Origin of the sequence: Bacillus sp. JFL15, from assembly GCF_001184225.1 — a bacterium.
Classification (GTDB): Bacteria; Bacillota; Bacilli; order Bacillales; family Bacillaceae; genus Bacillus; species Bacillus siamensis.
Window position 1 is genome coordinate 2,430,990 of record NZ_KQ236689.1, and the last position, 21,998, is coordinate 2,452,987.

The window sequence follows — 21,998 nt, forward strand, 5'->3', positions numbered from 1 at the left end:
TTTGTCAAAAAGAAAAACGCCTGAACATCGGGCGGGAAAGGAGACCGGGATGCCGTTTATTACAAAAATATCGACCCAAAAGAAAAACACCGAGCGCTTCAACATCTTTCTTGATGAGAAATATGCATTCAGTGTCGACGCCGACATACTTGTGCGTTTTGACCTGAAAAAAGGGAAAGAACTGGACGAGCTTGACATTCTTGAAATCCAGCACGGCGATGAAGTGAAAAAAGCCTTTAACCGCGCCGTAGATTTTTTATCATACCGGATGCGCTCTGAAAAAGAAGTCCGGGACCATCTAAAGAAAAAAGAAACACCTGAGATGGTCATTCCTGAAGTCATCCATAAACTGTACGATTACCGCTACTTAAATGACAAAGAATTTGCCGAAGCCTATGCAAGCACCCACAAAAAAACAAACGGAAAAGGCCCTGACGTCCTGTTCCGCGAGCTGAAAGCGAAAGGAATAGACGACGATACCATCAAGGAGACGCTCAGTGCGTTTACATTTGATGAGCAGATACAAGAAGCGCTGAAACATATCGGGAAAATCCTGAAAAAAGACAAAAAGCTGTCCACAAAAGAGATCAGACAGCGGGCGCAGATGCAGCTTCAGCGAAAAGGTTTTCCATTCGACGTCATCAACGCCGCCCTGGAGCAGACGGAGTATGAGAATGATGACGAAGCTGAGATGGAAGCCCTGAAGATTCATGGGGAAAAGGCGATCAGGAAATACCGCTATGACGGCAGCTATGAAAGCGGAATGAAGGTCAAACAGTACTTATTCAGAAAAGGATTCTCGATTGACGATATTGAACAATTTTTGCAGGAAGAGGAGTAAACCGAAATGGACAAACGATACAGTCAAATGACGCCTCATGAACTACAGACAGAAATTGCGGGATTGACGGAAAAAGCGAGAAAAGCGGAACAGATGGGCATTGTAAATGAACTGGCCGTGCTTGAACGGAAAATCACGATGGCCAAAGCCTACATGCTGGAGCCGGAAGACTTTCAGCCCGGCGCAGTGTATCAGCTAGAAGGTTCTGATGACACATTCAGCATTGATTACATCAACGGCGTATTCGCCTGGGGGCACAGATCTTCGTCGCCTGACCGGGAAGAGGCGCTGCCGATTTCTGTTTTGAAAGAAAAAAGTTAACAAAAGAGGCCGGCTCCGGCCTCTTTTTTTTCGGGCACATTCGTTTCAAACTTTCAGTAAAAAATGATTGAATTCAATTTCGATATCTTTTAAGATGAAATTCGTTGTTTTTTATTAAAAAGGAGGCGATTCGCGTTGAATATCAAAATGAAACAGCCATCAGTGAAATTAATGATTTTTGTTTTAATGATTTGCACGTTTTCCATCGGGTATACGGAATATGCTGTCATGGGTATTTTGACGTCGATTGCCGATGACTTTCATATACATGTATCTTCAGCGGGTATGCTTGTTACGGCGTACGCGGCAAGCGTCTGCCTGACAGGCCCGATCGTAACCATTATCGCGGTTAAGCTCCCGAGAAAGCCGGTGCTGCTCGGGTTGATGGGAATTTTCGTCCTTGCCAACCTGATGAGCGTCTTTGCGCCAAATTTCGCCGTACTGGCGATTTCCAGAATTTTATCCGCATCCATTCACGGAGCCTTTTTTGCGATTGCTATGGTGTTTGCGAGTGAAATGGTGCCGCCTGAAAAACGTTCCGCCGCCGCTGCATCGATGAACGGAGGATTAACCGTGGCGCTGATGCTCGGCGTTCCGTTCGGCTCTTATTTAGGGGATGCCCTTAATTGGCGTGCCGTCTTTTTCATTATTTCTGTTTTAGGCCTGATCGGACTGATCGGTCTGATGCTGGTTGTACCGAATCAAAAACCGAAAGTGATTCCGATGCTGATGAATGAATGGAGTGTCTTTAAGCATAAGCAAGTGATTTTTTCCTTTGCGATCACCATTCTCGGCTACTCAGGCGTTTTTATCGCTTACACGTTTATCGAGCCGATTTTAAGAGATTCAGCTGGATTCGGCACGGTCGGCATCACCGGCGCGTTATTTGCCTACGGTCTCGGCGGAGTGGCGGGGAATTTCTTCGCAGGGAAAGTGCCGCTCAAACTGCTGACACGCACAATGATCGGCGTGATGATCGGCTTGATCGGCGTCATGGCGATTTTCCCTTATATCGCTGTTTTTCCCGCCGCAGCCGTTTCGGCGACATTTTTATTCGGTGCATGTGCGTTCGGTACGCCGCCGCTTTTACAGACAAAGGTTATTTCTTCCTCTGAAAACGGCACGACGATCGCCGCCGCGGTGAGCGTTTCCGCCTTTAACCTGGCAAACGCGCTCGGCGCCTGGATCGGCGGTTTGATTCTCGGCGGAACGGGATCTTACTCATGGCTGTTTGCCGGCGGTGCGCTGATGACCGCTCTCGGCCTTGTGCTGTCCACGTTCGCTCATCTGTCTGAGAAGAAGGACGTCTATGAATACCAAATGCATAAAGGATAACAAAAAGCTTGCAGCGGATATTCCGTCTGCAAGCTTTTTCAGTTTTCATCACGGTGAGCCGTCAGCGAGAGTAACGGGCAGCGGTTTTTTATTGACATATTACGGTATTTGTTTGACGTTAATGTCCTTTGCAAAAAAGAGACCGGATCATTTCCGGTCTCTTTACGGTGTGTTTATCGTCTGCCTGAAGCTCTCATGCGCTCTTGCGGGTGCGAATTAATTGAACCGTCCGCCCGTTTAGAAGCGTAGTCATCCTTTGCCCGCGGTTCGCCTTCAAACTTATTATTGTTCTGATTAGGAAATCCTTTTGCTTTGTTCCGGACCATTTGTTTTCCCCCTCGGCCAATATCAAAAGGTTGCGCCTTCTGGACTGAAGACGTAAAGTTAGTATATGCCTGTGACAAGCTGCGTAAAAGCAGCAGGTTTTCCCAAGGAAAGGAGACAGAGACATGAATACATATATCGACAAACTGACGAATTTGCTGCTTGAGAAAAATGATATGCTCAGCTATTTGCAAGCACGTACTTGGGTGGAGCTTTTATGGGGAGATTTCGAAGCGACTTACGCAAAAGCCGGCCGCCCGTATCAAGGAGAGCAAATGACAGAACGCGTCGTCAAGGAATGGATTGAATCGTACGGCAGCAAGCTTCATATGTTCCAAAGCATGCGGGAAGACGTTTCTCATTATTTGGATCAAAGCAGGGGACTCCTGCATTAACATAATAGTGCGTTCCGCCGGATCTCTTCCGGCGGTTTTTTCTTTTTATAAAAGAAATAGGAAAATCATGTTTGATGACCCGCAAAGTGTGGAATTGTGTAATAACTTAATAAAATAGCGGGGAGGAACCACAATGAACATGAAAAAAGGGTTAACCGCAATTATTCCGGCCGCAGGACTTTGCTTATTTTTAGCCGCAGGCACCGTTTTTTTTGATCCGGCAGCGAATGCCGCAGCAGTTCAGCAGACAAAAATAGACACCGCAGCAGATACATATATCGTGAAAGCAGGAGAACTTAACGTCCGTAAAGAACCAAATAAACAAGGGCGGATTGTCGGCACGCTCCGTTCAGAAGATGCCGTAAAGGTTAAACAGCTTGAAGGGGCAGATTGGGCCGAGATTAACTACAAAGGTCAGAAAGCCTATATCTCCACTCATTTTCTGATGAAGCAGCCGATGAAGGCAGTGACCGCGAAACAAACCGCTTTTTATACGCCGACTTTGGAAACCGGCAAAAAAAGCTCCGTGAAAGCGGGGGAAACCGTCAATGTGCTCGGCTGGGGATTCAGCCATGACGGAGGATTTGACCGTAAATGGGCGTACGTCACATACGGCGGGAAAGCAGGTTATGTGAAGACGGCCGACTTAGTTCAAAAATAAAGATTCAGGCAGGCGGATGTGCCTGCTTTTTTTCTGAAACTTTCCGCCTTTCCTTTCGTATGAAATGAAAAGGAGAGTGACGGATATGATAATGGTTATCGGCGGCCTTCTGATGGCTGCAGCCGGCATTTTAGTCACACTTTTCCCGCCGAAGTCAATTAACAGCCCGTACGGATATCGGACAAAACGCTCTATGGCGGATGAATCCCAGTGGAGAGAAGGCAACCGTTTCAGTGCGATCCTCATGATTCTGTTCGGCCTTCTGACGGCTGCGGCCGGATTTGCGGGCAGCCTGCTCATTCCGCTCACTCAGCCGTACAGCCTGATCGTCCAAGCCGTATGTTTGATTGCGATCAGCGCGCTGATCATAGCCTTAACAGAAAGAAGATTAAAACAAAAGGGGAGGAGAACCGATTGAATGACATCACTTTTCACATGATCGAAACAAACGGAGTGACGCTGAACACGGCTTCAGCCGGCCCGAAAGACGGCCCTTTGGCGGTGCTGCTGCACGGGTTTCCGGAATTTTGGTACGGCTGGAAGAGTCAGATCAAACCGCTTGCGGATGCCGGATACCATGTTGTCGTGCCCGATCAGCGCGGCTATAATCTCAGTGATAAACCGGAGGGCATTGAAAACTATACCATTGATAAACTCAGGGATGACATTATCGGGCTGATCACTCACTTTACAGATGACAAGGCCGTCGTCATCGGTCACGATTGGGGAGGAGCCGTAGCCTGGCACTTGGCATCCACGCGGCCGCAATACGTTGAAAAATTGATCACGGTCAATATCCCGCATCCGGCGGTTATGCGGAAGGTTACACCGTTCTACCCGCCGCAATGGAAGAAAAGCTCTTATATCGCGTTCTTTCAGCTCCCGGAAAAACCTGAACGGAGATTATCAGAAGACGATTACCGCGTATTGGATCACGCGATCGGCTTATCCGAACGCCCGGCGCTTTTTTCACGGGAAGATGTCGACAGCTACAAAGAAGCGTGGGGCAGAAAAGGAGCCCTCACGGCTATGCTGAACTGGTACCGGGCGATCAGATGCGGCGGTTTAGGCCCTTCAGTTCCGCTTAAAATGTCTGTTCCGTACCGATTAATATGGGGCGTCAATGACCGCGCGCTGAGCAAAAAGCTCGCTTCGGAAACAAAACGGATGATTCCAAACGGCGACTTAATCTTCATAGACGATGCCTCGCATTGGGTCATTCACGAAAAACCGCGCATCGTCAGCCATTTGATTCATGAATACCTTCAGCAATAAAGTCTGTCCCGAGTACAGACTTTTTCTTTTTTTTTCTCATATCTGCCGAAAAACATGACAAAATAAAAATATATAACCATATGCAGAAAAATTTTTCTTTCCCTGTAACGAAAAAAGGGTTTAAACGACTTTAAAAAAAGGAAAAGCCTTACTGAAGTTTTGCGGACTATTCCACTAAGACCGCACTAAAAAAAGAATAATACAAAAGAAGGTGCCTTCATGAAACAAAGGTTAATCTCAATTATTATTCCGTCTTACAATGAAGGAAACAACGTCAAGCTCATCCATGAATCTTTAAAAAAAGAGTTTCAAACGATTCATTATGACTATGAAATTTTCTACATCAATGACGGAAGCGCGGATGACACCCTTCAGCAGATTAAGGAACTGGCCGCCAGAAACCATCGCGTCAAATACATATCTTTTTCCCGCAACTTCGGGAAAGAAGCGGCCATTTTGGCGGGATTTGAACACGTGCAGGGAGAAGCGGTAATCGTGATGGACGCTGACCTGCAGCACCCGACGCATCTGCTGAAAGACTTCATTCAAGGCTATGAAGAAGGGTATGACCAAGTCATTGCGCAGCGCAACCGAAAAGGGGACAGCCCCGTGCGTTCCGTGCTTTCTTCCCTGTATTATAAATTTATTAACAAAGCCGTCGAAGTGGATCTGCGTGACGGAGTCGGGGATTTCCGCCTGCTGAGCCGGCAGGCCGTTGATGCTCTTTTGAAGCTGAGTGAAGGGAACCGCTTCTCAAAAGGGCTGTTCTGCTGGATCGGGTTTGACCAGAAAATCGTGTTTTATGAAAATGTCGAAAGGCAGAACGGCAAGTCCAAATGGTCATTCAGCAATCTGTTCAACTACGGAATGGACGGCGTCGTCTCCTTTAACAACAAACCGCTGAGGATTTGCTTTTTCACCGGTATTCTGATATTGCTTCTGTCGATGGTTTATATTGTAACGACCTTTATTCATATTCTGACACATGGCGTGTCCGTTCCCGGATACTTCACCATTATTTCCGCCGTGCTGTTTTTAGGAGGCATCCAGCTTTTGAGTCTCGGCATCATCGGCGAGTATATCGGCCGGATTTACTATGAAACGAAAAAACGCCCGCACTATTTAATTAAAGAAGCGAATATTACGTACGGAGAACAAAATGAAACGAATTATACAAAAAAGCGCAAGTGGAACCATTAAACAGCCGCCGCTGTGCGCAGGGTCTGGAGACGTTGTATGAAAAAAAATAAATGGATCTTGCCGGCAGCCTGTGTGCTGGCTGCGGCAGCCGCTCATATTTTTTTCTTAAAGGAGTGGTCGACAGGCCGCTATATGACGGGGTCTGGAGACGGGATCGCCCAAATGGCGGTCTTCAAAAAGCTGCTGTTTGACCAATATATGAACGGCCGGCTGTTTTACAGCTATTCGTTCGGAATGGGCGGGGGAGTGTACAGTCAGCTCGGCTATTATTTCTCTACTTCTTTTCTCTTTCTGTTTATCTCCGCCGCTGTCCGCATCCTGCAGCTTATGCAGCTGTCGGGTGACGCGGATGCGCTGTTTTGGGCCCAGGCCTCCGTTTTTATCAGCATCGCCAAGCAGAGTTTCGTCATATTCACGGCGGCCTGTGTGTTCCGTTATTTCGTCAAACGGACAGTGCCTGCTTTTGTCGGCGCCGTGTTGTACGGGGTCTCGATTATCTACTTCCGGCATGAGGTGTATTGGGACTTTTTCACTGACAGTATGGTGTGGCTGCCGCTGCTCGTGCTCGGCGCGGAAAAAATCATCAGAGAAAAAAAGCCGGCGTGGTTTATCTTCGCCTGTGCGCTGACATTGATCAACAACTTTTATTTTGCGTATATTAATCTGATTTTCATCGGCATTTACATCTTATTCAGGTGGATCATTCATCTTGAAGACAATGAAGCCAAAAAGCTCTCTCAATGCAGAATGTTTATTCTGTCAGGCCTGCTCGGCTTCGGCATAAGCGCAGTCTCCTTTATCCCTGTCGTATACGGATATCTTCATAATCTGCGGCCGCCGTATTCAGAGCAGATTGCTTGGCTTGATTTTTCCGACAACATTTTATTTTCAAGCCGGATAATCATTCTGCCGGCGGTTTTTTTGCTTTTTCTATTTACATTTTCTTTATATAAAAACCGGCTGTTCCGGCTGTTTGCGGGAATCAGTCTGCTGTACATTCTGTTTCACTTCAGTCCGTTTGCGGCAAGTGCCTTTAACGGTTTTTCAGCTCCGCAAAACAGGTTTGAATACGTCCTGTGTTTCACGATTGCCGGAACGGTCGCAGCAGGGCTTTCTAAGCTTTCAGACATCAGCATGAAGAGTATGCTGATATCCGCCGTACTCGCCGTGCTGCTCTATTGGAGCCAGGTGAGACGGTTCAGTCTGGATATTTCTGATCAGGCCAACTTTTCTATCCTGCTCCTTCTGGGGCTGACCATTGCCGCTTTCCTTGCAGCAAAGACAAGACTGAAAGGCGCGGTGCCCGCCGTCTATGCCGTCATTCTCTTGACGGCGGTGCTGACGGCTAATACATATGAAAAATATGCGTTATCAGAAGGCGGGAAGATTTATACGGTATCTCATACCTTTATGACGGGTCCTGATTATAAGGGCAAAGAACAAACAGAGCTTATTCAGCGTCTGAAAGAAAAAGATCCGGATCCCTTTGCCCGTTTAGATTGGATGAACGGAGTATTTAATAACACTCCGATCATTTACGGGTTCAACGGATTCAGCGTATACTCAAGCATCCTGAACCGCAATCTGCTGTCCTTTTACTGGAACGACCTCCAGATTGATATGGGAAGAGAAAGCGTCAGCCGCTATGCGACATTAGGAAACAGGGCTAATTTATACAGCCTGCTTTACGGAAAATATTATATGACGGAAAAAACAAACGAGGCCGGCGTCCCTTACGGATTCAAAAAAATCATGGAGTCATCCCGCTATGCGGTTTATCAAAATCAATATGTGCTCCCGTTCGTCCGGACAGCCGATCGCATATATAACGAGGGCGACCTGAAAAAAGCGCCCGCCCTTGCCAGGGAGCGGGCGATGCTTGATGGGATCATCACGGAATCGAGCACAGTAAAAACGAAAAAAGCCCTAAAAGCGAAAAATATGATCCGTCAGGCAAAGGTAACGGCCGACCATGCGGATTATCAAGACGGCGTCCTGACGGTAAACGAAGACGGCGGCGGCCTGATCATTACACCGCACGGCGCTGAGGCTGGCGGCGGAGATTATTATGTCAGCTTTTATTTATTGAACAAAGCGAAGGACCAGGGATTTACATTAAAAGTGAACGATTACACGACAACGAGAAAATCGAATCAATCCATTTATAAAACAGGTGTAAATGATCTCACCGTCAGAGTGCCGAAAACAAAAAACATTCAAATCCAGCTGCCGAAAGGAACGTATCAGCTCGACAGACTGGCGCTTTACGAAGAACGGTACGGAACACTGAAAAATGCATACCGAAAAGCGGAAAAAGAATCGCCGGCCGATCTCAGCTGGCGCGGAAATACCCTTCATATCTCGTATGAAAACAAAACAGGCGCGCCGTATATCATGCTTCCGATTCCATATGAAAAAGGATGGGAACTGAAGATAAACGGCAGACAAGAACAGATTGAAAAAGCGGATTATTCCTTTATCGGATTTAAAGCGCAAAAAGGAAAAAATGATATTCAATTAACGTATTACCCGCCGTTTTTTAAACCGGCTGCCGCTCTATCGGTCATCAGCCTCGTCTTTGCCGCCATATATGTGAAAAGACAAAAAAAGCCCGGCTCTTAAACAGAGCCGAGCTTTAATTTTTTCTGCAGTTTTTCTTCGCTGAAAATCCAGCCCGTGTAAGAAGAAAGAGGCTCTAAATCATGACTGAGGTGGACGATGGCGACAAAGGGGTAGTGCCCTTTGCTTCGATAGCGCAAATCAATAAAGCGCACCTCATAATGATCTTTAAAGGTATCGACCTCCCACCTGTAAACGGGCGAAAACGATAGAAAGGCTGCAATATTTTCATCCTGTTTCGCGGCCTTCATCACATCGGTTTCCGGTACGGGCACGCGGTTGAATGTATCCAATATCACCACATGGCCGTCAAGGCTTCTGCCGACATAAAAGGCATGCGCCGTCGTTACGGCGATTCGCCACTGCCTGAATTTCATCGTCGGCGAAATAATGATGGTTTCAATTTCTTCTTCAATCATCTCACGCAGCCGCCGCTTAATCCGCAGCTGCATCAAAAACCGGACGGCGTAATATCCCGCGAGGATGATATACAGCGTCAAAAATGTCACGCCCGGATGGCCTCCGATATACCACACGGCAATCGCGGCCAAATGGCTGATGAAAATAAACGGGTCAAAGGTATTGATGAGACCGAGAGCGACCCATTTTTTCGAAAACGGGCGGATGGCCTGCGTTCCGTACGCGTTAAAAATGTCGACAAACACATGCAGAACGACAGCCAGAAGCGTCCACAGCCACAAGTGCAGAAAGTTCGCTTCCGGGTAAAACATAAACAGAATGCCCGGAATCAGAATGGACCAAAATAAAACGGCGGGAATGGAGTGCGTGAACCCTCTATGATTTCGAATATAAACGGCATTATTTTTCAGCTTCAATATGGTATCAATATCAGGTGCCTGAGAGCCGGCAAGAGCGGCGATCATAACTGCCTGAGACATGGGGGTATGCATGCCGACGGCAGGATCGAGAGTTGCGATTCCGCCAAGCGCGATGCCCATGACAACGTGAGTGCCAGTATCCATTGGTGACCTCCTAGCAGGCGTTATACATCAGTCGCCCGCATATTTCGCATTATAAGATATTCCCCATTTTCTGTTTGCCCAATCATGGCGTTTATCCGCCGTTCTCATATGTTTCCGCTTTTTCTTTATCACTATTTAATGTAACATATTATCGTAACGTGCCCTTAGTTTACACCAAAATACAGTGTCAAGAAAAGCGGGACCCGAAACATCTGAGGAGAAGATATGAACGCACTTGAAGAAAAATTGAAACAAAAAGATATAGACGCATTTCGTAAGGATTTAATTACATGGTTCGAAAGAGAACAGAGAATTCTGCCGTGGAGAGAAAATCAGGACCCGTATCGGGTGTGGGTGTCAGAGGTCATGCTGCAGCAGACGCGCGTAGATACTGTCATCCCTTATTTCCAACGGTTTCTTGAGCAATTTCCGACCGTCTCGGCGCTCGCTGAAGCCGATGAGGAAAAAGTGCTCAAAGCCTGGGAAGGGTTAGGCTATTACTCCCGTGTGAGAAATCTGCAAAGCGCCGTAAAAGAAGTGCACGAGCGGTACGGGGGAGTCGTTCCTGACGGGGAAAAGGAATTCGGCGGACTGAAAGGTGTCGGCCCTTATACAAAAGGCGCCGTGCTCAGCATTGCATATAACAAGCCGGTTCCGGCCGTAGACGGCAATGTGATGCGTGTCATGTCGAGAATTCTTTCCATATGGGACGATATCGCAAAACCGAAAACGAGAACCATTTTCGAACAGGCGGTATCCGCATTCATTTCTCATGAAAAACCATCTGAATTCAACCAGGGTTTAATGGAGCTCGGCGCGATCATCTGCACCCCGAAATCGCCGTCCTGTCTGCTGTGCCCCGTGCAAAAGCACTGTTCGGCATTTGCGGAAGGGACAGAGCGGGAGCTGCCTGTCAAAAGCAAAAAGAAAAAACCCGGGGTGAAAACAATGGCAGCCGTTGTGCTGACAGACGACCAGGACAATGTCTATATTCATAAACGGCCGCCAAAAGGACTGCTCGCCAATCTGTGGGAGTTTCCGAACACCGAAACCCAAAAAGGAATCAAAACCGAAAGAGAGCAGCTTGAAGCCTTTTTAGAAAAAGAGATGGGAACAACCGCTGAAATCGGGGAGCTGGAAGGCATCGTTGAGCATGTTTTTACTCATCTCGTCTGGAATATTTCGGTCTTTTTCGGTAAAGTAAAACAAGTGTCGGATACATCAGAATTAATACGGGTCACAAAAGAGGAACTCGAGGAATATGCTTTTCCCGTTTCCCATCAAAAGATTTGGAAAATGGCGGACGAAAGCAGCCGCCGGTAAAAAGCGTCAGTCATAGCTGACGCGCGTGCCGTGGCTGTAATCCGCCTCATTCCGTTTCAGTCCGCCGCGGGCTTCGATTTCCTGAATCAGTTCCCGGTATTTGGACTGGCCTTCCTCGTTTAAATACGGCATAATTTGCTGGAAGGCATGGTGGAAATAGGCGAGCTCTGAATCTTTCCAATCTTGTTTGGGCATCATGGCCAATTCGCCCATATCACGTCCGACATACATATAAAAAGACCCCTTTCAACAATTATTGCTTTTATTGTTTGTTGAATGAAAAGAACTATACACAGCAAGGAGCTGAGGAAAAATGGAACAAAATAAATGCGCACTGATCACGGGAAGCAGCCGGGGCGTCGGAAAAGCGGCAGCCATCAGACTCGCGGAAAAAGGCTACAACATCGTCATCAATTACGCCCGCAGTAAAAAAGCGGCACTAGAAACTGCCGAAGAAATTGAGAAACTCGGCGTTAAAACGCTCGTCATTAAAGCCAATGTCGGCCAGCCGGCAAAAATTAAAGACATGTTCCGCCAGATCGACGAAACATTCGGCAGACTGGACGTATTCGTCAATAACGCGGCTTCAGGCGTGCTGAGACCGGTCATGGAACTCGAAGAAACACATTGGGACTGGACGATGAATATCAACGCGAAAGCATTGCTTTTCTGCGCTCAGGAAGCGGCAAAGCTGATGGAGAAAAACGGAGGCGGCCACATCGTCAGCATCAGCTCGCTCGGCAGCATCCGCTATCTTGAGAACTACACGACGGTCGGTGTCTCAAAAGCCGCTTTAGAAGCGTTAACCCGTTACCTGGCGGTTGAGCTTTCTCCGAAAAACATCATCGTAAACGCGGTTTCCGGCGGAGCGATTGATACGGACGCGCTGAAGCATTTCCCTAACAGAGACGAATTGCTCGACGATGCCCGCCAAAATACGCCGGCCGGCAGAATGGTCGAAATTAAAGATATGATCGATACGGTGGAGTTTTTAGTTTCTTCAAAAGCGGACATGATCCGCGGCCAGACCATCATTATCGACGGCGGACGCTCACTGCTCGTATAAGTTTTAAAAAAACATGAATAGCCTTAACACCTCCTGCACATTCTAAAGTGCGTGGAGGTGATAACAATGGCAAACTCAAAATACAGCAAAACAGACGTTCAGCAGGTGAAAAAACAAAATCAGCAATCAGCTTCCGGTCAAGGTCAATACGGCACTGAATTCGGCAGTGAAACTGATGCGCAGCAGGTAAGAAAGCAAAACCAATCTGCTGAACAAAACAAACAGCAAAACAGCTAATCACTGAAACAAAAAAGCACTTCATCCTCGGATGGAAGTGCTTTTTTCTTTTCTCAAAACGACAAAACTTGTGATTCCTCTACAGAATGAGTCAAAGGGTTTTCCGGCTGAAAATCGAAATGGTAAGGAGTATCAACCTAAAAGCCTAAGGAGGAACCCGATGTCAGAGTTTGAAAAGCTTGTAAGTGAACAGATGAAGATCATGGATCAGCTTCTCGAGCTGCAGTCAGAACTCGACCGCTGCCGGCAGGTGGAGGCGGAACTCATCAGTCTGGAAAGAGATGCGAAGCTGGACAATGTACAGGACGAAATTGCGACAAAGCGAAAAGATCTGGCCGGCATACAGGAGTTATTCCAAAGGCAGACAGAGCAAGTCATCCAGTCTTATCGCAGCACGGAAAAGCCGTCTTCCTATGTGCAGAAATGAATGTGCCATTCCGGAAGCGGAGTGGTTCTTTTATTTTCATTTTTTAATTCGTAACGGTATAATAGTGAAAAGACTTGTCGGAAAGCAATTGCGGCTGCATTGACTGCAGGGCTTTACAGAAAGTAGGGGAGAAATATGGGATATCCCAAGGAAGGAGAAACCATTCAAATTCACAGCTATAAGCATAACGGGCTGCTTCATCGAATTTGGAATGAAACGACGATTTTAAAAAGTACGGAATTGTGTATCATCGGAGCTAACGACCGGACAATGGTGACGGAATCCGACGGACGGACGTGGGTGACGAGAGAACCGGCGATCTGCTACTTTCATGCCCGTCAGTGGTTTAACGTCATCGGAATGCTGAGAGATGACGGGGTTCACTATTACTGCAACATCAGCTCGCCGTTCGCTTATGACGGGGAGGCCATCAAATATATTGATTACGATTTGGATGTCAAGGTGTTTCCGGATATGACGTATAACATTCTTGACGAAGATGAATACGATGATCACCGCAAATCAATGAATTACCCTAAAGAGATCGACAGCATTCTGAAGGAGTATCTGAATACGCTGCTGCACTGGATTCATCAGCGGAAAGGACCGTTTGCTCCGGAATTTGTTGATATGTGGTATGAACGGTATCTGCGCTATACAAAATAAAGAATATAATAAAAACCTGTTGGGGTGTCAACAGGTTTTTCACATGGGCTCACACGCCTTAAAGAGAGAGGGGGATAAAGTGTGGGCGTAATCAGACGCTATATGCAATTTGTAAAACCTTATAAAAAACAAATCTTTATCACAGTGTGTATCGGTATTATAAAGTTCTCCATCCCGCTGGCTCTCCCGCTTCTGTTAAAATACGTAGTCGATGACATTATTCAAGGGAGCGGCACGGCAAGCGCTAAAACGTCATCACTATTCACGATTATGGGCATCATGTTCGTGCTGTTTTTAGTTCTGCGTCCGCCGGTAGAATATTATCGGCAATATTTCGCGCAATGGACGGGCAGCCGGGTGCTCTACGATATCAGAGGAGTATTGTTTGACCATATTCAAAAATTGAGCCTGCGGTTTTATGCCAATACGAGGACAGGCGAAGTCATTTCCCGGGTGATAAATGATGTCGAACAGACAAAAGACTTTGTCATAACCGGACTGATGAATATCTGGCTTGATATGATGACGGTGCTGATCGTCATCTGTATTATGTTCACACTAGATATCAAGCTGACACTGATATCTGTCATTTTATTTCCGTTATACGGAATTTCAGTGAAATACTTTTACGGCCGTCTCCGAAAACTGACACGCGAGCGTTCTCAGGCTCTCGCTCAGGTGCAGGGCCATTTGCACGAAAGAGTTCAAGGGATGCCCGTTATCAGAAGCTTCGCCATTGAAAATTATGAACAAGCCAATTTTGATGAGAAAAACGGACATTTTCTGGACAAAGCGATCCGTCATACGAATTGGAACGCCAAAACATTTGCGGTCGTAAACACCATTACGGATTTAGCGCCGCTGCTCGTTATCGCGTTTGCGGGCTATTTTGTCATAAACGGTCCGCTGACAGTAGGAACAATGGTTGCGTTCGTCGGTTACATTGACAGAATGTACAATCCGGTCAGAAGATTGATCAACTCATCGACGACGCTGACCCAGTCGATTGCTTCAATGGACCGCATATTTGAATTTATCGACGAGCCGTATGAATTGACTGATAAACCGAATGCTGTCAAAGCTGACGGCATTAAAGGCGAGGTTGAATTCCGAAATGTCTCGTTCTCCTACGAAGAAGGAAAAGAAAAGATCTTGCGGGACGTTTCCTTAAAGGTGACAAAAGGGGAGACCGTTGCGCTTGTCGGGATGAGCGGCGGCGGAAAATCTACGCTTGTCAGCCTCATACCGCGTTTTTATGATGTGTCCGGCGGCAGCCTGCTGATTGACGGCACAGATATTCGCGATTATGAAGCGAGAAGCCTCCGCAATCAAGTCGGAATGGTGCTTCAAGATACATTTCTGTTCAGTGAGACGATTCGTGAAAATATCGCCATTGGTAAACCGGGAGCGTCTCTGGATGAGGTGGTTGCGGCTGCGAAAGCGGCAAATGCCCATGAATTTATTATGGGCTTCCCCGAAGGCTATGAGACCAAAGTAGGCGAGCGGGGCGTCAAATTGTCAGGCGGGCAGAAGCAGAGGATTTCGATCGCGCGTGTATTCTTAAAAAATCCGCCGCTGCTGATTTTGGATGAAGCGACATCGGCTCTTGATCTTGAAAGTGAACACTACATTCAGGAAGCGATGGACAAGCTTGCGAAAAACCGGACGACATTTATCGTCGCTCACAGGCTGTCCACGATTACGCATGCGGATAAAATTGTCGTCATGGAAAACGGTTCCGTCATTGAAACCGGCACGCACGAAGAATTAATGGCGCGTGACGGCCAGTACAGACATTTATTTACGATCCAGAATTTAAATTGACCGAAAAACTTATGCCGACCGAATGGGCGGCATAAGTTTTTTTATACAAAAAAACCCGGTTCTTCTTAGCACCGGGTTACTCATCATCGTCTGTTTCTAATTCGCTGTCTTTCGGGTGGTATGTCTGAAAACTCGTAATCAGTGTATCAAGGTGTTCCAGCTGCTCGCGGTATTCCGCAACCGCAGCCATAATGCTGAGCATATTGTAATCAAGCAGTTCATCCTCGCAGTTCTGCTGATTTTTCAAGAAAGACTTCGTCAAAAGCTGTTTATATCTTATGCTTTCTTCAGCATCGTCATCATGCGGCTTAATCTTGCCGACAGTCCGCATCAAAATTCTTTCGTGCCAATGAAGCAGATAATCAATTTCTTCTGTCAGCGTCTCCTGAAATTCCTCCGGCATATGATAAATCTCGTTTTCATAGCGATGCAGCTTTTTCAGCGTATCAAGCGCCCGGTTCGCCGTAATAATCGCTTGTCTGAATAAAACAAGCTTGCGCGACTTTACATACGTTGTCTTCTTAAAGTAGCTTCTCTCTTCTTTATAAAGAAGATACGTATGGTCAAGCTTCATCATCTTTTCCTTCAGCTTCTCAATATCTTCTTTCAATATCGAGTGCTCCGTCGACTGGCGCATGGTCAGTCTGATCCATTTCATGATCTCATCGGTATATTCAACCGTATGATGAGTCAGTTTCGTTTCGTATTTCGGCGGAAGAAACACAAGGTTCACAATAAAGGAAGACAGCACGCCTAAAATAACGGTGCTTGTTCGAATCAGAGCGAACGTCAGGAAGCTGTTTCCCGGTGTTTCCAAAATCGCGATAACCGTAACGAGCGCAATCGAAATGGTGTGTTCAATTTTCAGTTTTAACATAATCGTGATGACAATGACTGCGGTCAATCCGATCATAATCGGACTCGGTCCGAAAATCAGTCCGAATACCGTAGCGATGACAGCGCCGATGATATTTGCCTGCACCTGATCAATAATGATAAGAAAAGACCTGTAAATAGAGGGCTGTATGGCAAATATAGCTGCAATCCCGGCAAAGATCGGCGACGGAAGTCCGATCCATGATGCTAAGTAGAGGGCGAGCGTAATCGCAATCCCTGTTTTAAAAATGCGGGCACCAAGTTTCATTGGTTTGTGCGTGCATTCCTTTCTCTAATAAATTATGTGCCGAACGAACGGCTGACACTTACATTTCCCTGTCGGTTTATTTGCTAAACAATAAAGTAATATACAGGGATCATACCAATTATTCAAGGTCTTTTTTTGAAAAAACCATTATCTCACAAATCGGACAAAAAGAAAAAGCGGAAGCCCCGGGCTTCCGCTTGTTTCAACAGTTATTTTTTCATATGTCTGAACGCATCTTCGACCGCTTTTAAAGTGGCGTCGATATCTTCTTCAGTATGTGCGGTTGTGATAAACCAAGCTTCATACTTCGACGGGGCGAGATTGATCCCGCGTTCTAGCATCAGATTGAAGAACTTGGCAAATGCTTCTCCGTCCGTATTTTCCGCCTGCTCATAATTGACGATCTTTTCATCGCTGAAGTAAACCGTAAGCGCGCCTTTTAAACGGTTGACGGTAATGGTAATGCCGTGTGTCTCCGCATGGGCGAGAATGCCTTGCTCAAGTCTGGCGCCGAGCTGATCAAGCCGCTCATAAACGCCTTCTTCCTTCAGCACTTCCAGACAGGCGATACCTGATAAGATGGATGCGGGATTTCCGGCCATCGTGCCGGCTTGATATGCCGGACCGAGCGGAGCAACCTGCTCCATGATCTCTTTTTTGCCTCCGTAAGCGCCGATCGGCAACCCGCCTCCGATGATTTTTCCGAGCGCCGTTAAATCAGGCTTTACTTGGAGAAGATCCTGCGCGCCTCCATACATGAAACGGAACGCCGTGATCACTTCATCATAAATGACGAGCGCGCCCGCTTTATGGGTCAATTCATTGACCTGTTCCAAAAAGCCTTCTTTAGGTTCAACGATGCCGAAATTGCCGACAATCGGCTCGACAAGAACCGCTGCAATTTCTGAACCCCATTTGTCCAATGCGGCTTTGTAACTGTCAATGTCATTGAAAGGAACGGTAATCACTTCTTTGGCGATGCTTTTCGGCACACCGGCGGAATCGGGGGTGCCGAGCGTAGACGGACCTGAACCCGCAGCGACAAGCACGAGATCAGAATGGCCGTGATAGCAGCCGGCGAATTTAATGATTTTTGTCCGGCCGGTATAAGCGCGTGCAACCCGGATCGTTGTCATCACAGCTTCAGTACCCGAGTTTACGAACCGCACTTTATCAAGTGAAGGAATGGCCTCCTTCAGCATTTTGGCGAAAGTGACCTCATGCTTAGTCGGCGTTCCGTACAGTACGCCGTTTTCAGCGGCTTTTTTAATCGCTTCTGTAATATGCGGGTGGGCATGTCCGGTAATAATCGGACCGTAAGCCGCTAAATAATCAATATACTGATTCCCGTCTACATCCCAGAAATAAGCGCCATTTGCTTTTTCCATCGCAACTGGTGAACCGCCGCCCACCGCTTTATAGGATCTGGACGGGCTGTTCACGCCTCCCACGATATGCTCTAACGCTTCTTTATGAAGTTCAACTGATTTTGTATACAAAAAATGACCCTCCTAATATCTCCTTACATCATATTCTATTGTAGCATGCTTCAATGCGAGCACAACGGTTCTTGCTTCCAGAAAAGAGCGGGGGATAACGGTTGTAATCTTAACGCGAATTGGATACGCTTAATAAAAAACCCGGAGGTATAAGAAATGACGATTGAAATCGGACAAGCAGCACCGGATATGAAATTAGTGAACGACAGCGGAGAAAAAGTATCATTAACAGATTTTAAAGGGAAGTACGTCGTGCTCTATTTTTATCCGAAAGACATGACACCCGGATGCACGACGGAAGCATGCGATTTCCGTGATCAGCACGAAAGTTTCGCGGGACTTGATGCGGTTATCATCGGAGTAAGCCCTGACAGCCGTGACAAACATGAAAAATTCAAGCAGAAACACGATCTTCCTTTCCAGCTCCTCGTCGATGATGAGCACAAACTGGCGGAAGCTTTTGATGTGTGGAAGCTGAAGAAGAATTTTGGGAAAGAATATATGGGAATCGAACGCTCCACCTTTCTGTTAGACAAAGAAGGCCGTCTCGTGAAGGAATGGAGAAAGGTAAAAGTGAAAGATCATGTTGCGGAAGCGCTTCGCGAATTAGAACAAATTGCGTCTAATTAATGGACAAATGCTGAACTCACGGGGTTTTCGTCAGATTGCATTTGACAGGAGACCGGAAAAAGATGTACACTAATTATAAACATTATAAAGTAAGAATCTTTTTTAGAAGAGAGGTGCATGACGGATGGCTGCACATGAATTAAAAGAAGCCTTAGACACGTTGAAGGATACGGGAGTCCGGATTACTCCTCAACGTCATGCCATTCTGGAATATCTCGTGGACTCTATGGCTCATCCGACAGCGGACGATATATATAAAGCCTTGGAAGGGAAATTCCCTAATATGAGTGTTGCGACAGTTTATAACAATTTGCGTGTATTCCGGGAAGCGGGGCTTGTAAAGGAGCTTACGTACGGAGATGCGTCCAGCAGATTTGACTTTGTCACCTCTGACCATTATCACGCCATTTGTGAAAACTGCGGAAAAATCGTGGACTTCCATTATCCTGGGCTTGACGAAGTGGAACAGCTTGCGGCTCACGTAACGGGGTTTAAGGTAAGCCACCATCGTTTGGAGATTTACGGCGTCTGCCAAGAATGCTCCAAAAAAGAAAACCATTAAACGAAGCTGACCGCTTTGATACGGTCAGCTTTGTTTATTTCACACTGTTTTTTCTGTTATAAGACTCATTGAACGCTTTGCCTTCCAAACCTTTATCCAATGTAAGCGGCTCTCTGCAATGCATGCACATATCCACTCTGCCCAGAATCTTCGTTTCTTTCTCGCAGGCGGGGCACATCACCCGGACCGCTTTTGTGGACAGCATGCCGATCCAAAAATAAACGGCGGTGCTGAGCCCGATCGACAGCAGGCCGAGAATCATAAACAAGCTGGCAAGCAAAACAGACTGCTTAAAGAACAGCCCGATGTACATAATGATAAACCCAACGAAAACCAAACTTAACGCAAACGTTCTGATCTTATTAATTTTGCTTGAGTATTTCGCCATGTCCATCCCCCTCTGGTTTAACTATAGCACAAATCAGATGGCATATTCTTCATGTTTTCGTAAGAAAAGGGAAGAATAGATATGGCAGCTGAAAGGAAATTTGTTATAATAGTTCAATGTGTTTAGAAAAAAGGACTTTCATGTTTTATCATAGAAATGTAGAAACAAAAGCTTGTGAAACAATCGCATTGGAGGAATCGTAATGGACAATCTTCTCCGTCCAATTTACCAAGAAAGAGCAAGTCATCCCGATACGCTGGCCGTCCTTATGATTGAGAGAAGGAGCAAAGCATCATCCATCACGGATAACTTTGATGCGGTCATGCTTGTCATTGTCAAACAGGCTGAAGAGCCTCTTTTTATAAAGCATTATGAATTCGAACACAAAACCGCTTCCTTACATATTGTAACGGATGCCCTGCTCCAGGAATGGATTCTGCTGGGGACAAATAGAAGAGTTATAGATTGGATCATAAACGGCAAGGTGCTGTTTGACCGCAATGAATATATATCTGAACTCAATGACCGGCTCAGCACTTTTCCTTTCGCCGAGCGTAAATTAAAGATCGGAATGGAATACGGCAAGCTGATCAGAAGGTTTGTAGAAGGAAAAGCGTTTTTTGAAGCTGATCATTTTCTGGATGCATATTATGCGGTCGTGCATGCTCTTCACCACTTGGCCCGCATAGAAGTGATTGACCGGGGGTTTTATCCTGAAACGACAGTCTGGAATCAGGTCCGCCATATTGAGCCTCAGGTATATAAGTTATATTCCGAACTTGTCGAGAGTCACGAAAGTTTGGAGAAAAGGCTTGAATTATTATTCTTAGCAAATGATTTTCTCATCCATTCAAAAGCTGAAATCGGCTCTGCGCATCTTTTTCAAGTTATGAGTGAAAAAGAAATGTGGCAGTTTGGAGAATTGCTTCAGCATCCTGAGCTGGCGCCTTTCACCCAAGATCTCGGTGTCATGCTTGATTACCTGACGGAAAAAGGTTTTATTGAAGTATCTCAAATAGAGACAAAAGGGCAGGAAGTATATCATCGAGGATATTCTTTCAAAAAAAGTGTTGACGCTGAATTATAGGCGTGTTATATTATTAAACGTCGCTGATGCGCTTCGACAAAAAGCACACAGCGGCGGAGAAATAAAAACAAAAAAACATTTGACAGCAACTTGCTGAAATGTTATACTAAGAAAGTCGCCTCAAGATGAGGTTGAAGGTGATCTTTGAAAACTAAACAAGACAAAACGTACCTGTTAATTCAAAGTTTTAAATAAATCGCACAGCGATGTGCGTAGTCAGTCAAACTAAGGTCTGCACGATGCAGATCACACAGACGTTACTGCAGGATGCAGTGAACTTAGTCTGTGATCCATTTATCGGAGAGTTTGATCCTGGCTCAGGACGAACGCTGGCGGCGTGCCTAATACATGCAAGTCGAGCGGACAGATGGGAGCTTGCTCCCTGATGTTAGCGGCGGACGGGTGAGTAACACGTGGGTAACCTGCCTGTAAGACTGGGATAACTCCGGGAAACCGGGGCTAATACCGGATGGTTGTTTGAACCGCATGGTTCAGACATAAAAGGTGGCTTCGGCTACCACTTACAGATGGACCCGCGGCGCATTAGCTAGTTGGTGAGGTAACGGCTCACCAAGGCGACGATGCGTAGCCGACCTGAGAGGGTGATCGGCCACACTGGGACTGAGACACGGCCCAGACTCCTACGGGAGGCAGCAGTAGGGAATCTTCCGCAATGGACGAAAGTCTGACGGAGCAACGCCGCGTGAGTGATGAAGGTTTTCGGATCGTAAAGCTCTGTTGTTAGGGAAGAACAAGTGTCGTTCAAATAGGGCGGCACCTTGACGGTACCTAACCAGAAAGCCACGGCTAACTACGTGCCAGCAGCCGCGGTAATACGTAGGTGGCAAGCGTTGTCCGGAATTATTGGGCGTAAAGGGCTCGCAGGCGGTTTCTTAAGTCTGATGTGAAAGCCCCCGGCTCAACCGGGGAGGGTCATTGGAAACTGGGGAACTTGAGTGCAGAAGAGGAGAGTGGAATTCCACGTGTAGCGGTGAAATGCGTAGAGATGTGGAGGAACACCAGTGGCGAAGGCGACTCTCTGGTCTGTAACTGACGCTGAGGAGCGAAAGCGTGGGGAGCGAACAGGATTAGATACCCTGGTAGTCCACGCCGTAAACGATGAGTGCTAAGTGTTAGGGGGTTTCCGCCCCTTAGTGCTGCAGCTAACGCATTAAGCACTCCGCCTGGGGA

Annotated in this window: 24 protein-coding genes, 1 rRNA gene and 1 pseudogene (1 of these 26 only partly in view); 20 read left to right on the forward strand and 6 right to left on the reverse strand. The window is 46.7% G+C overall.

Annotation, left to right across the window (positions count from 1 at the left end):
• Positions 1-49 precede the first annotated feature (49 nt).
• The 4 genes from recX (at position 50) to AD710_RS19590 (ending at position 2,717) form a co-directional block, all read left to right on the forward strand.
• A complete protein-coding gene (gene recX, locus AD710_RS12075) occupies positions 50-841 on the forward strand; it encodes a recombination regulator RecX (RefSeq protein WP_049628133.1) in 792 nt (263 codons plus the stop codon).
• 6 nt (positions 842-847) lie between these two features.
• Positions 848-1,162 (forward strand): YfhH family protein, encoded by a 315-nt coding sequence (locus AD710_RS12080; protein ID WP_049628134.1) that lies wholly within the window; start codon positions 848-850, stop codon positions 1,160-1,162.
• 141 nt (positions 1,163-1,303) lie between these two features.
• Entirely contained in the window at positions 1,304-2,497 is a 1,194-nt protein-coding gene (locus AD710_RS12085) for an MFS transporter (RefSeq protein ID WP_076983019.1), read from the forward strand.
• Positions 2,472-2,717, forward strand: coding sequence for a hypothetical protein (locus tag AD710_RS19590; protein WP_049628135.1), 246 nt, complete (start codon positions 2,472-2,474; stop codon positions 2,715-2,717). Before AD710_RS12085 ends, AD710_RS19590 begins: the two co-directional genes overlap by 26 nt.
• Here the strand turns inward: AD710_RS19590 and AD710_RS19205 are convergent.
• Positions 2,671-2,823 (reverse strand): small, acid-soluble spore protein K, encoded by a 153-nt coding sequence (locus AD710_RS19205; RefSeq protein ID WP_003155495.1) that lies wholly within the window; start codon positions 2,821-2,823, stop codon positions 2,671-2,673. The two genes, AD710_RS19590 and AD710_RS19205, sit on opposite strands and share 47 nt — an antisense overlap.
• Before the next feature lie 123 nt (positions 2,824-2,946).
• On the opposite strand from AD710_RS19205, the gene AD710_RS12095 reads away from it, so the two are divergent.
• From AD710_RS12095 to AD710_RS12120, 6 genes are all read left to right on the forward strand, one after another.
• Positions 2,947-3,216 carry a YfhJ family protein gene (locus tag AD710_RS12095; protein WP_016936717.1) on the forward strand — a complete coding sequence of 90 codons (270 nt, stop codon included), beginning with the start codon at positions 2,947-2,949 and terminating at the stop codon, positions 3,214-3,216.
• Between the two features lie 133 nt (positions 3,217-3,349).
• Entirely contained in the window at positions 3,350-3,877 is a 528-nt protein-coding gene (locus tag AD710_RS12100) for an SH3 domain-containing protein (protein WP_016936716.1), read from the forward strand.
• Positions 3,878-3,962: 85 nt separating this feature from the next.
• The gene (locus AD710_RS12105; protein WP_049628136.1) at positions 3,963-4,295 is read left to right on the forward strand and encodes an SdpI family protein; all 333 of its coding nucleotides are present in this window, start codon (positions 3,963-3,965) and stop codon (positions 4,293-4,295) included.
• Complete coding sequence (locus AD710_RS12110; RefSeq protein WP_049628137.1) at positions 4,292-5,152, forward strand: alpha/beta fold hydrolase; 861 nt, start codon at positions 4,292-4,294, stop codon at positions 5,150-5,152. Before AD710_RS12105 ends, AD710_RS12110 begins: the two co-directional genes overlap by 4 nt.
• A 219-nt stretch (positions 5,153-5,371) precedes the next feature.
• Entirely contained in the window at positions 5,372-6,352 is a 981-nt protein-coding gene (locus AD710_RS12115) for a glycosyltransferase family 2 protein (protein WP_049628138.1), read from the forward strand.
• A 36-nt stretch (positions 6,353-6,388) separates the two neighbouring features.
• On the forward strand, positions 6,389-8,974 hold the full coding sequence (locus AD710_RS12120) for a YfhO family protein (RefSeq protein WP_049628139.1): 2,586 nt from the start codon (positions 6,389-6,391) through the stop codon (positions 8,972-8,974).
• Here AD710_RS12120 and AD710_RS12125 read toward each other — a convergent pair.
• Positions 8,971-9,954, reverse strand: a complete 984-nt coding sequence (locus AD710_RS12125; RefSeq protein WP_049628140.1) for a metal-dependent hydrolase — start codon at positions 9,952-9,954, stop codon at positions 8,971-8,973. The two genes, AD710_RS12120 and AD710_RS12125, sit on opposite strands and share 4 nt — an antisense overlap.
• A gap of 225 nt (positions 9,955-10,179) precedes the next feature.
• Here AD710_RS12125 and mutY point away from each other — a divergent pair, with 225 nt between their 5' ends.
• The gene (mutY, locus tag AD710_RS12130; protein ID WP_049628141.1) at positions 10,180-11,277 is read left to right on the forward strand and encodes an A/G-specific adenine glycosylase; all 1,098 of its coding nucleotides are present in this window, start codon (positions 10,180-10,182) and stop codon (positions 11,275-11,277) included.
• Positions 11,278-11,283: 6 nt separating this feature from the next.
• Here the strand turns inward: mutY and AD710_RS12135 are convergent, their stop codons facing one another.
• Positions 11,284-11,508, reverse strand: coding sequence for a hypothetical protein (locus AD710_RS12135; protein WP_016936709.1), 225 nt, complete (start codon positions 11,506-11,508; stop codon positions 11,284-11,286).
• 82 nt (positions 11,509-11,590) lie between these two features.
• Here AD710_RS12135 and fabL point away from each other — a divergent pair, with 82 nt between their 5' ends.
• The 5 genes and pseudogenes from fabL to AD710_RS12160 all read left to right on the forward strand — a co-directional run bounded on the left by fabL (position 11,591) and on the right by AD710_RS12160 (position 15,497).
• Complete coding sequence (gene fabL, locus AD710_RS12140) at positions 11,591-12,343, forward strand: enoyl-[acyl-carrier-protein] reductase FabL (RefSeq protein ID WP_045925463.1); 753 nt, start codon at positions 11,591-11,593, stop codon at positions 12,341-12,343.
• Positions 12,344-12,427: 84 nt separating this feature from the next.
• Positions 12,428-12,580 (forward strand): annotated as a pseudogene (locus AD710_RS12145) (gamma-type small acid-soluble spore protein); the annotation flags it as partial.
• Positions 12,581-12,740: 160 nt separating this feature from the next.
• The gene (locus AD710_RS12150) at positions 12,741-13,007 is read left to right on the forward strand and encodes a YgaB family protein (RefSeq protein ID WP_003155476.1); all 267 of its coding nucleotides are present in this window, start codon (positions 12,741-12,743) and stop codon (positions 13,005-13,007) included.
• Between the two features lie 135 nt (positions 13,008-13,142).
• Positions 13,143-13,673, forward strand: a complete 531-nt coding sequence (gene ntdP, locus AD710_RS12155; protein ID WP_003155475.1) for a nucleoside tri-diphosphate phosphatase — start codon at positions 13,143-13,145, stop codon at positions 13,671-13,673.
• Between the two features lie 81 nt (positions 13,674-13,754).
• Entirely contained in the window at positions 13,755-15,497 is a 1,743-nt protein-coding gene (locus AD710_RS12160; protein ID WP_049628142.1) for an ABC transporter ATP-binding protein, read from the forward strand.
• A gap of 76 nt (positions 15,498-15,573) precedes the next feature.
• Here the strand turns inward: AD710_RS12160 and AD710_RS12165 are convergent, their stop codons facing one another.
• Both AD710_RS12165 and AD710_RS12170 read right to left on the reverse strand, forming a co-directional pair.
• On the reverse strand, positions 15,574-16,641 hold the full coding sequence (locus tag AD710_RS12165) for an aromatic acid exporter family protein (RefSeq protein ID WP_016936706.1): 1,068 nt from the start codon (positions 16,639-16,641) through the stop codon (positions 15,574-15,576).
• Between the two features lie 209 nt (positions 16,642-16,850).
• Positions 16,851-18,140 (reverse strand): glutamate-1-semialdehyde 2,1-aminomutase, encoded by a 1,290-nt coding sequence (locus AD710_RS12170; protein ID WP_049628143.1) that lies wholly within the window; start codon positions 18,138-18,140, stop codon positions 16,851-16,853.
• Positions 18,141-18,296: 156 nt separating this feature from the next.
• Here AD710_RS12170 and bcp point away from each other — a divergent pair, with 156 nt between their 5' ends.
• Positions 18,297-18,770 carry a thioredoxin-dependent thiol peroxidase gene (gene bcp / locus AD710_RS12175; RefSeq protein ID WP_016936704.1) on the forward strand — a complete coding sequence of 158 codons (474 nt, stop codon included), beginning with the start codon at positions 18,297-18,299 and terminating at the stop codon, positions 18,768-18,770.
• A 124-nt stretch (positions 18,771-18,894) separates the two neighbouring features.
• Entirely contained in the window at positions 18,895-19,332 is a 438-nt protein-coding gene (gene perR, locus AD710_RS12180; RefSeq protein WP_013351502.1) for a peroxide-responsive transcriptional repressor PerR, read from the forward strand.
• A gap of 34 nt (positions 19,333-19,366) precedes the next feature.
• On the opposite strand, the gene AD710_RS12185 is transcribed toward perR, so the two are convergent.
• Positions 19,367-19,720: a YgzB family protein gene (locus tag AD710_RS12185; protein ID WP_049628144.1), complete on the reverse strand. Its 354-nt coding sequence runs from the start codon at positions 19,718-19,720 to the stop codon at positions 19,367-19,369.
• 202 nt (positions 19,721-19,922) lie between these two features.
• Between AD710_RS12185 and AD710_RS12190 the strand changes: the two genes are divergently transcribed.
• Together AD710_RS12190 and AD710_RS12195 are read left to right on the forward strand one after the other, a co-directional pair.
• Positions 19,923-20,807, forward strand: a complete 885-nt coding sequence (locus AD710_RS12190) for a nucleotidyltransferase-like protein (protein ID WP_016936703.1) — start codon at positions 19,923-19,925, stop codon at positions 20,805-20,807.
• Positions 20,808-21,101: 294 nt separating this feature from the next.
• Positions 21,102-21,998 (forward strand): 16S ribosomal RNA (locus AD710_RS12195); it runs 653 nt beyond the window's last position.

Coding starts and splice junctions, on each gene's coding strand:
- recX (WP_049628133.1), top strand. CDS start 50: ATGCCGTTTATTACAAAAATATCGACCCAAAAGAAAAACACCGAGCGC.
- AD710_RS12080 (WP_049628134.1), top strand. CDS start 848: ATGGACAAACGATACAGTCAAATGACGCCTCATGAACTACAGACAGAA.
- AD710_RS19590 (WP_049628135.1), top strand. CDS start 2,472: ATGAATACCAAATGCATAAAGGATAACAAAAAGCTTGCAGCGGATATT.
- AD710_RS19205 (WP_003155495.1), bottom strand. CDS start 2,823: ATGGTCCGGAACAAAGCAAAAGGATTTCCTAATCAGAACAATAATAAG.
- AD710_RS12095 (WP_016936717.1), top strand. CDS start 2,947: ATGAATACATATATCGACAAACTGACGAATTTGCTGCTTGAGAAAAAT.
- AD710_RS12100 (WP_016936716.1), top strand. CDS start 3,350: ATGAACATGAAAAAAGGGTTAACCGCAATTATTCCGGCCGCAGGACTT.
- AD710_RS12105 (WP_049628136.1), top strand. CDS start 3,963: ATGATAATGGTTATCGGCGGCCTTCTGATGGCTGCAGCCGGCATTTTA.
- AD710_RS12115 (WP_049628138.1), top strand. CDS start 5,372: ATGAAACAAAGGTTAATCTCAATTATTATTCCGTCTTACAATGAAGGA.
- AD710_RS12120 (WP_049628139.1), top strand. CDS start 6,389: ATGAAAAAAAATAAATGGATCTTGCCGGCAGCCTGTGTGCTGGCTGCG.
- AD710_RS12125 (WP_049628140.1), bottom strand. CDS start 9,954: ATGGATACTGGCACTCACGTTGTCATGGGCATCGCGCTTGGCGGAATC.
- mutY (WP_049628141.1), top strand. CDS start 10,180: ATGAACGCACTTGAAGAAAAATTGAAACAAAAAGATATAGACGCATTT.
- AD710_RS12135 (WP_016936709.1), bottom strand. CDS start 11,508: ATGTATGTCGGACGTGATATGGGCGAATTGGCCATGATGCCCAAACAA.
- fabL (WP_045925463.1), top strand. CDS start 11,591: ATGGAACAAAATAAATGCGCACTGATCACGGGAAGCAGCCGGGGCGTC.
- AD710_RS12150 (WP_003155476.1), top strand. CDS start 12,741: ATGTCAGAGTTTGAAAAGCTTGTAAGTGAACAGATGAAGATCATGGAT.
- ntdP (WP_003155475.1), top strand. CDS start 13,143: ATGGGATATCCCAAGGAAGGAGAAACCATTCAAATTCACAGCTATAAG.
- AD710_RS12165 (WP_016936706.1), bottom strand. CDS start 16,641: ATGAAACTTGGTGCCCGCATTTTTAAAACAGGGATTGCGATTACGCTC.
- bcp (WP_016936704.1), top strand. CDS start 18,297: ATGACGATTGAAATCGGACAAGCAGCACCGGATATGAAATTAGTGAAC.
- perR (WP_013351502.1), top strand. CDS start 18,895: ATGGCTGCACATGAATTAAAAGAAGCCTTAGACACGTTGAAGGATACG.
- AD710_RS12185 (WP_049628144.1), bottom strand. CDS start 19,720: ATGGCGAAATACTCAAGCAAAATTAATAAGATCAGAACGTTTGCGTTA.
- AD710_RS12190 (WP_016936703.1), top strand. CDS start 19,923: ATGGACAATCTTCTCCGTCCAATTTACCAAGAAAGAGCAAGTCATCCC.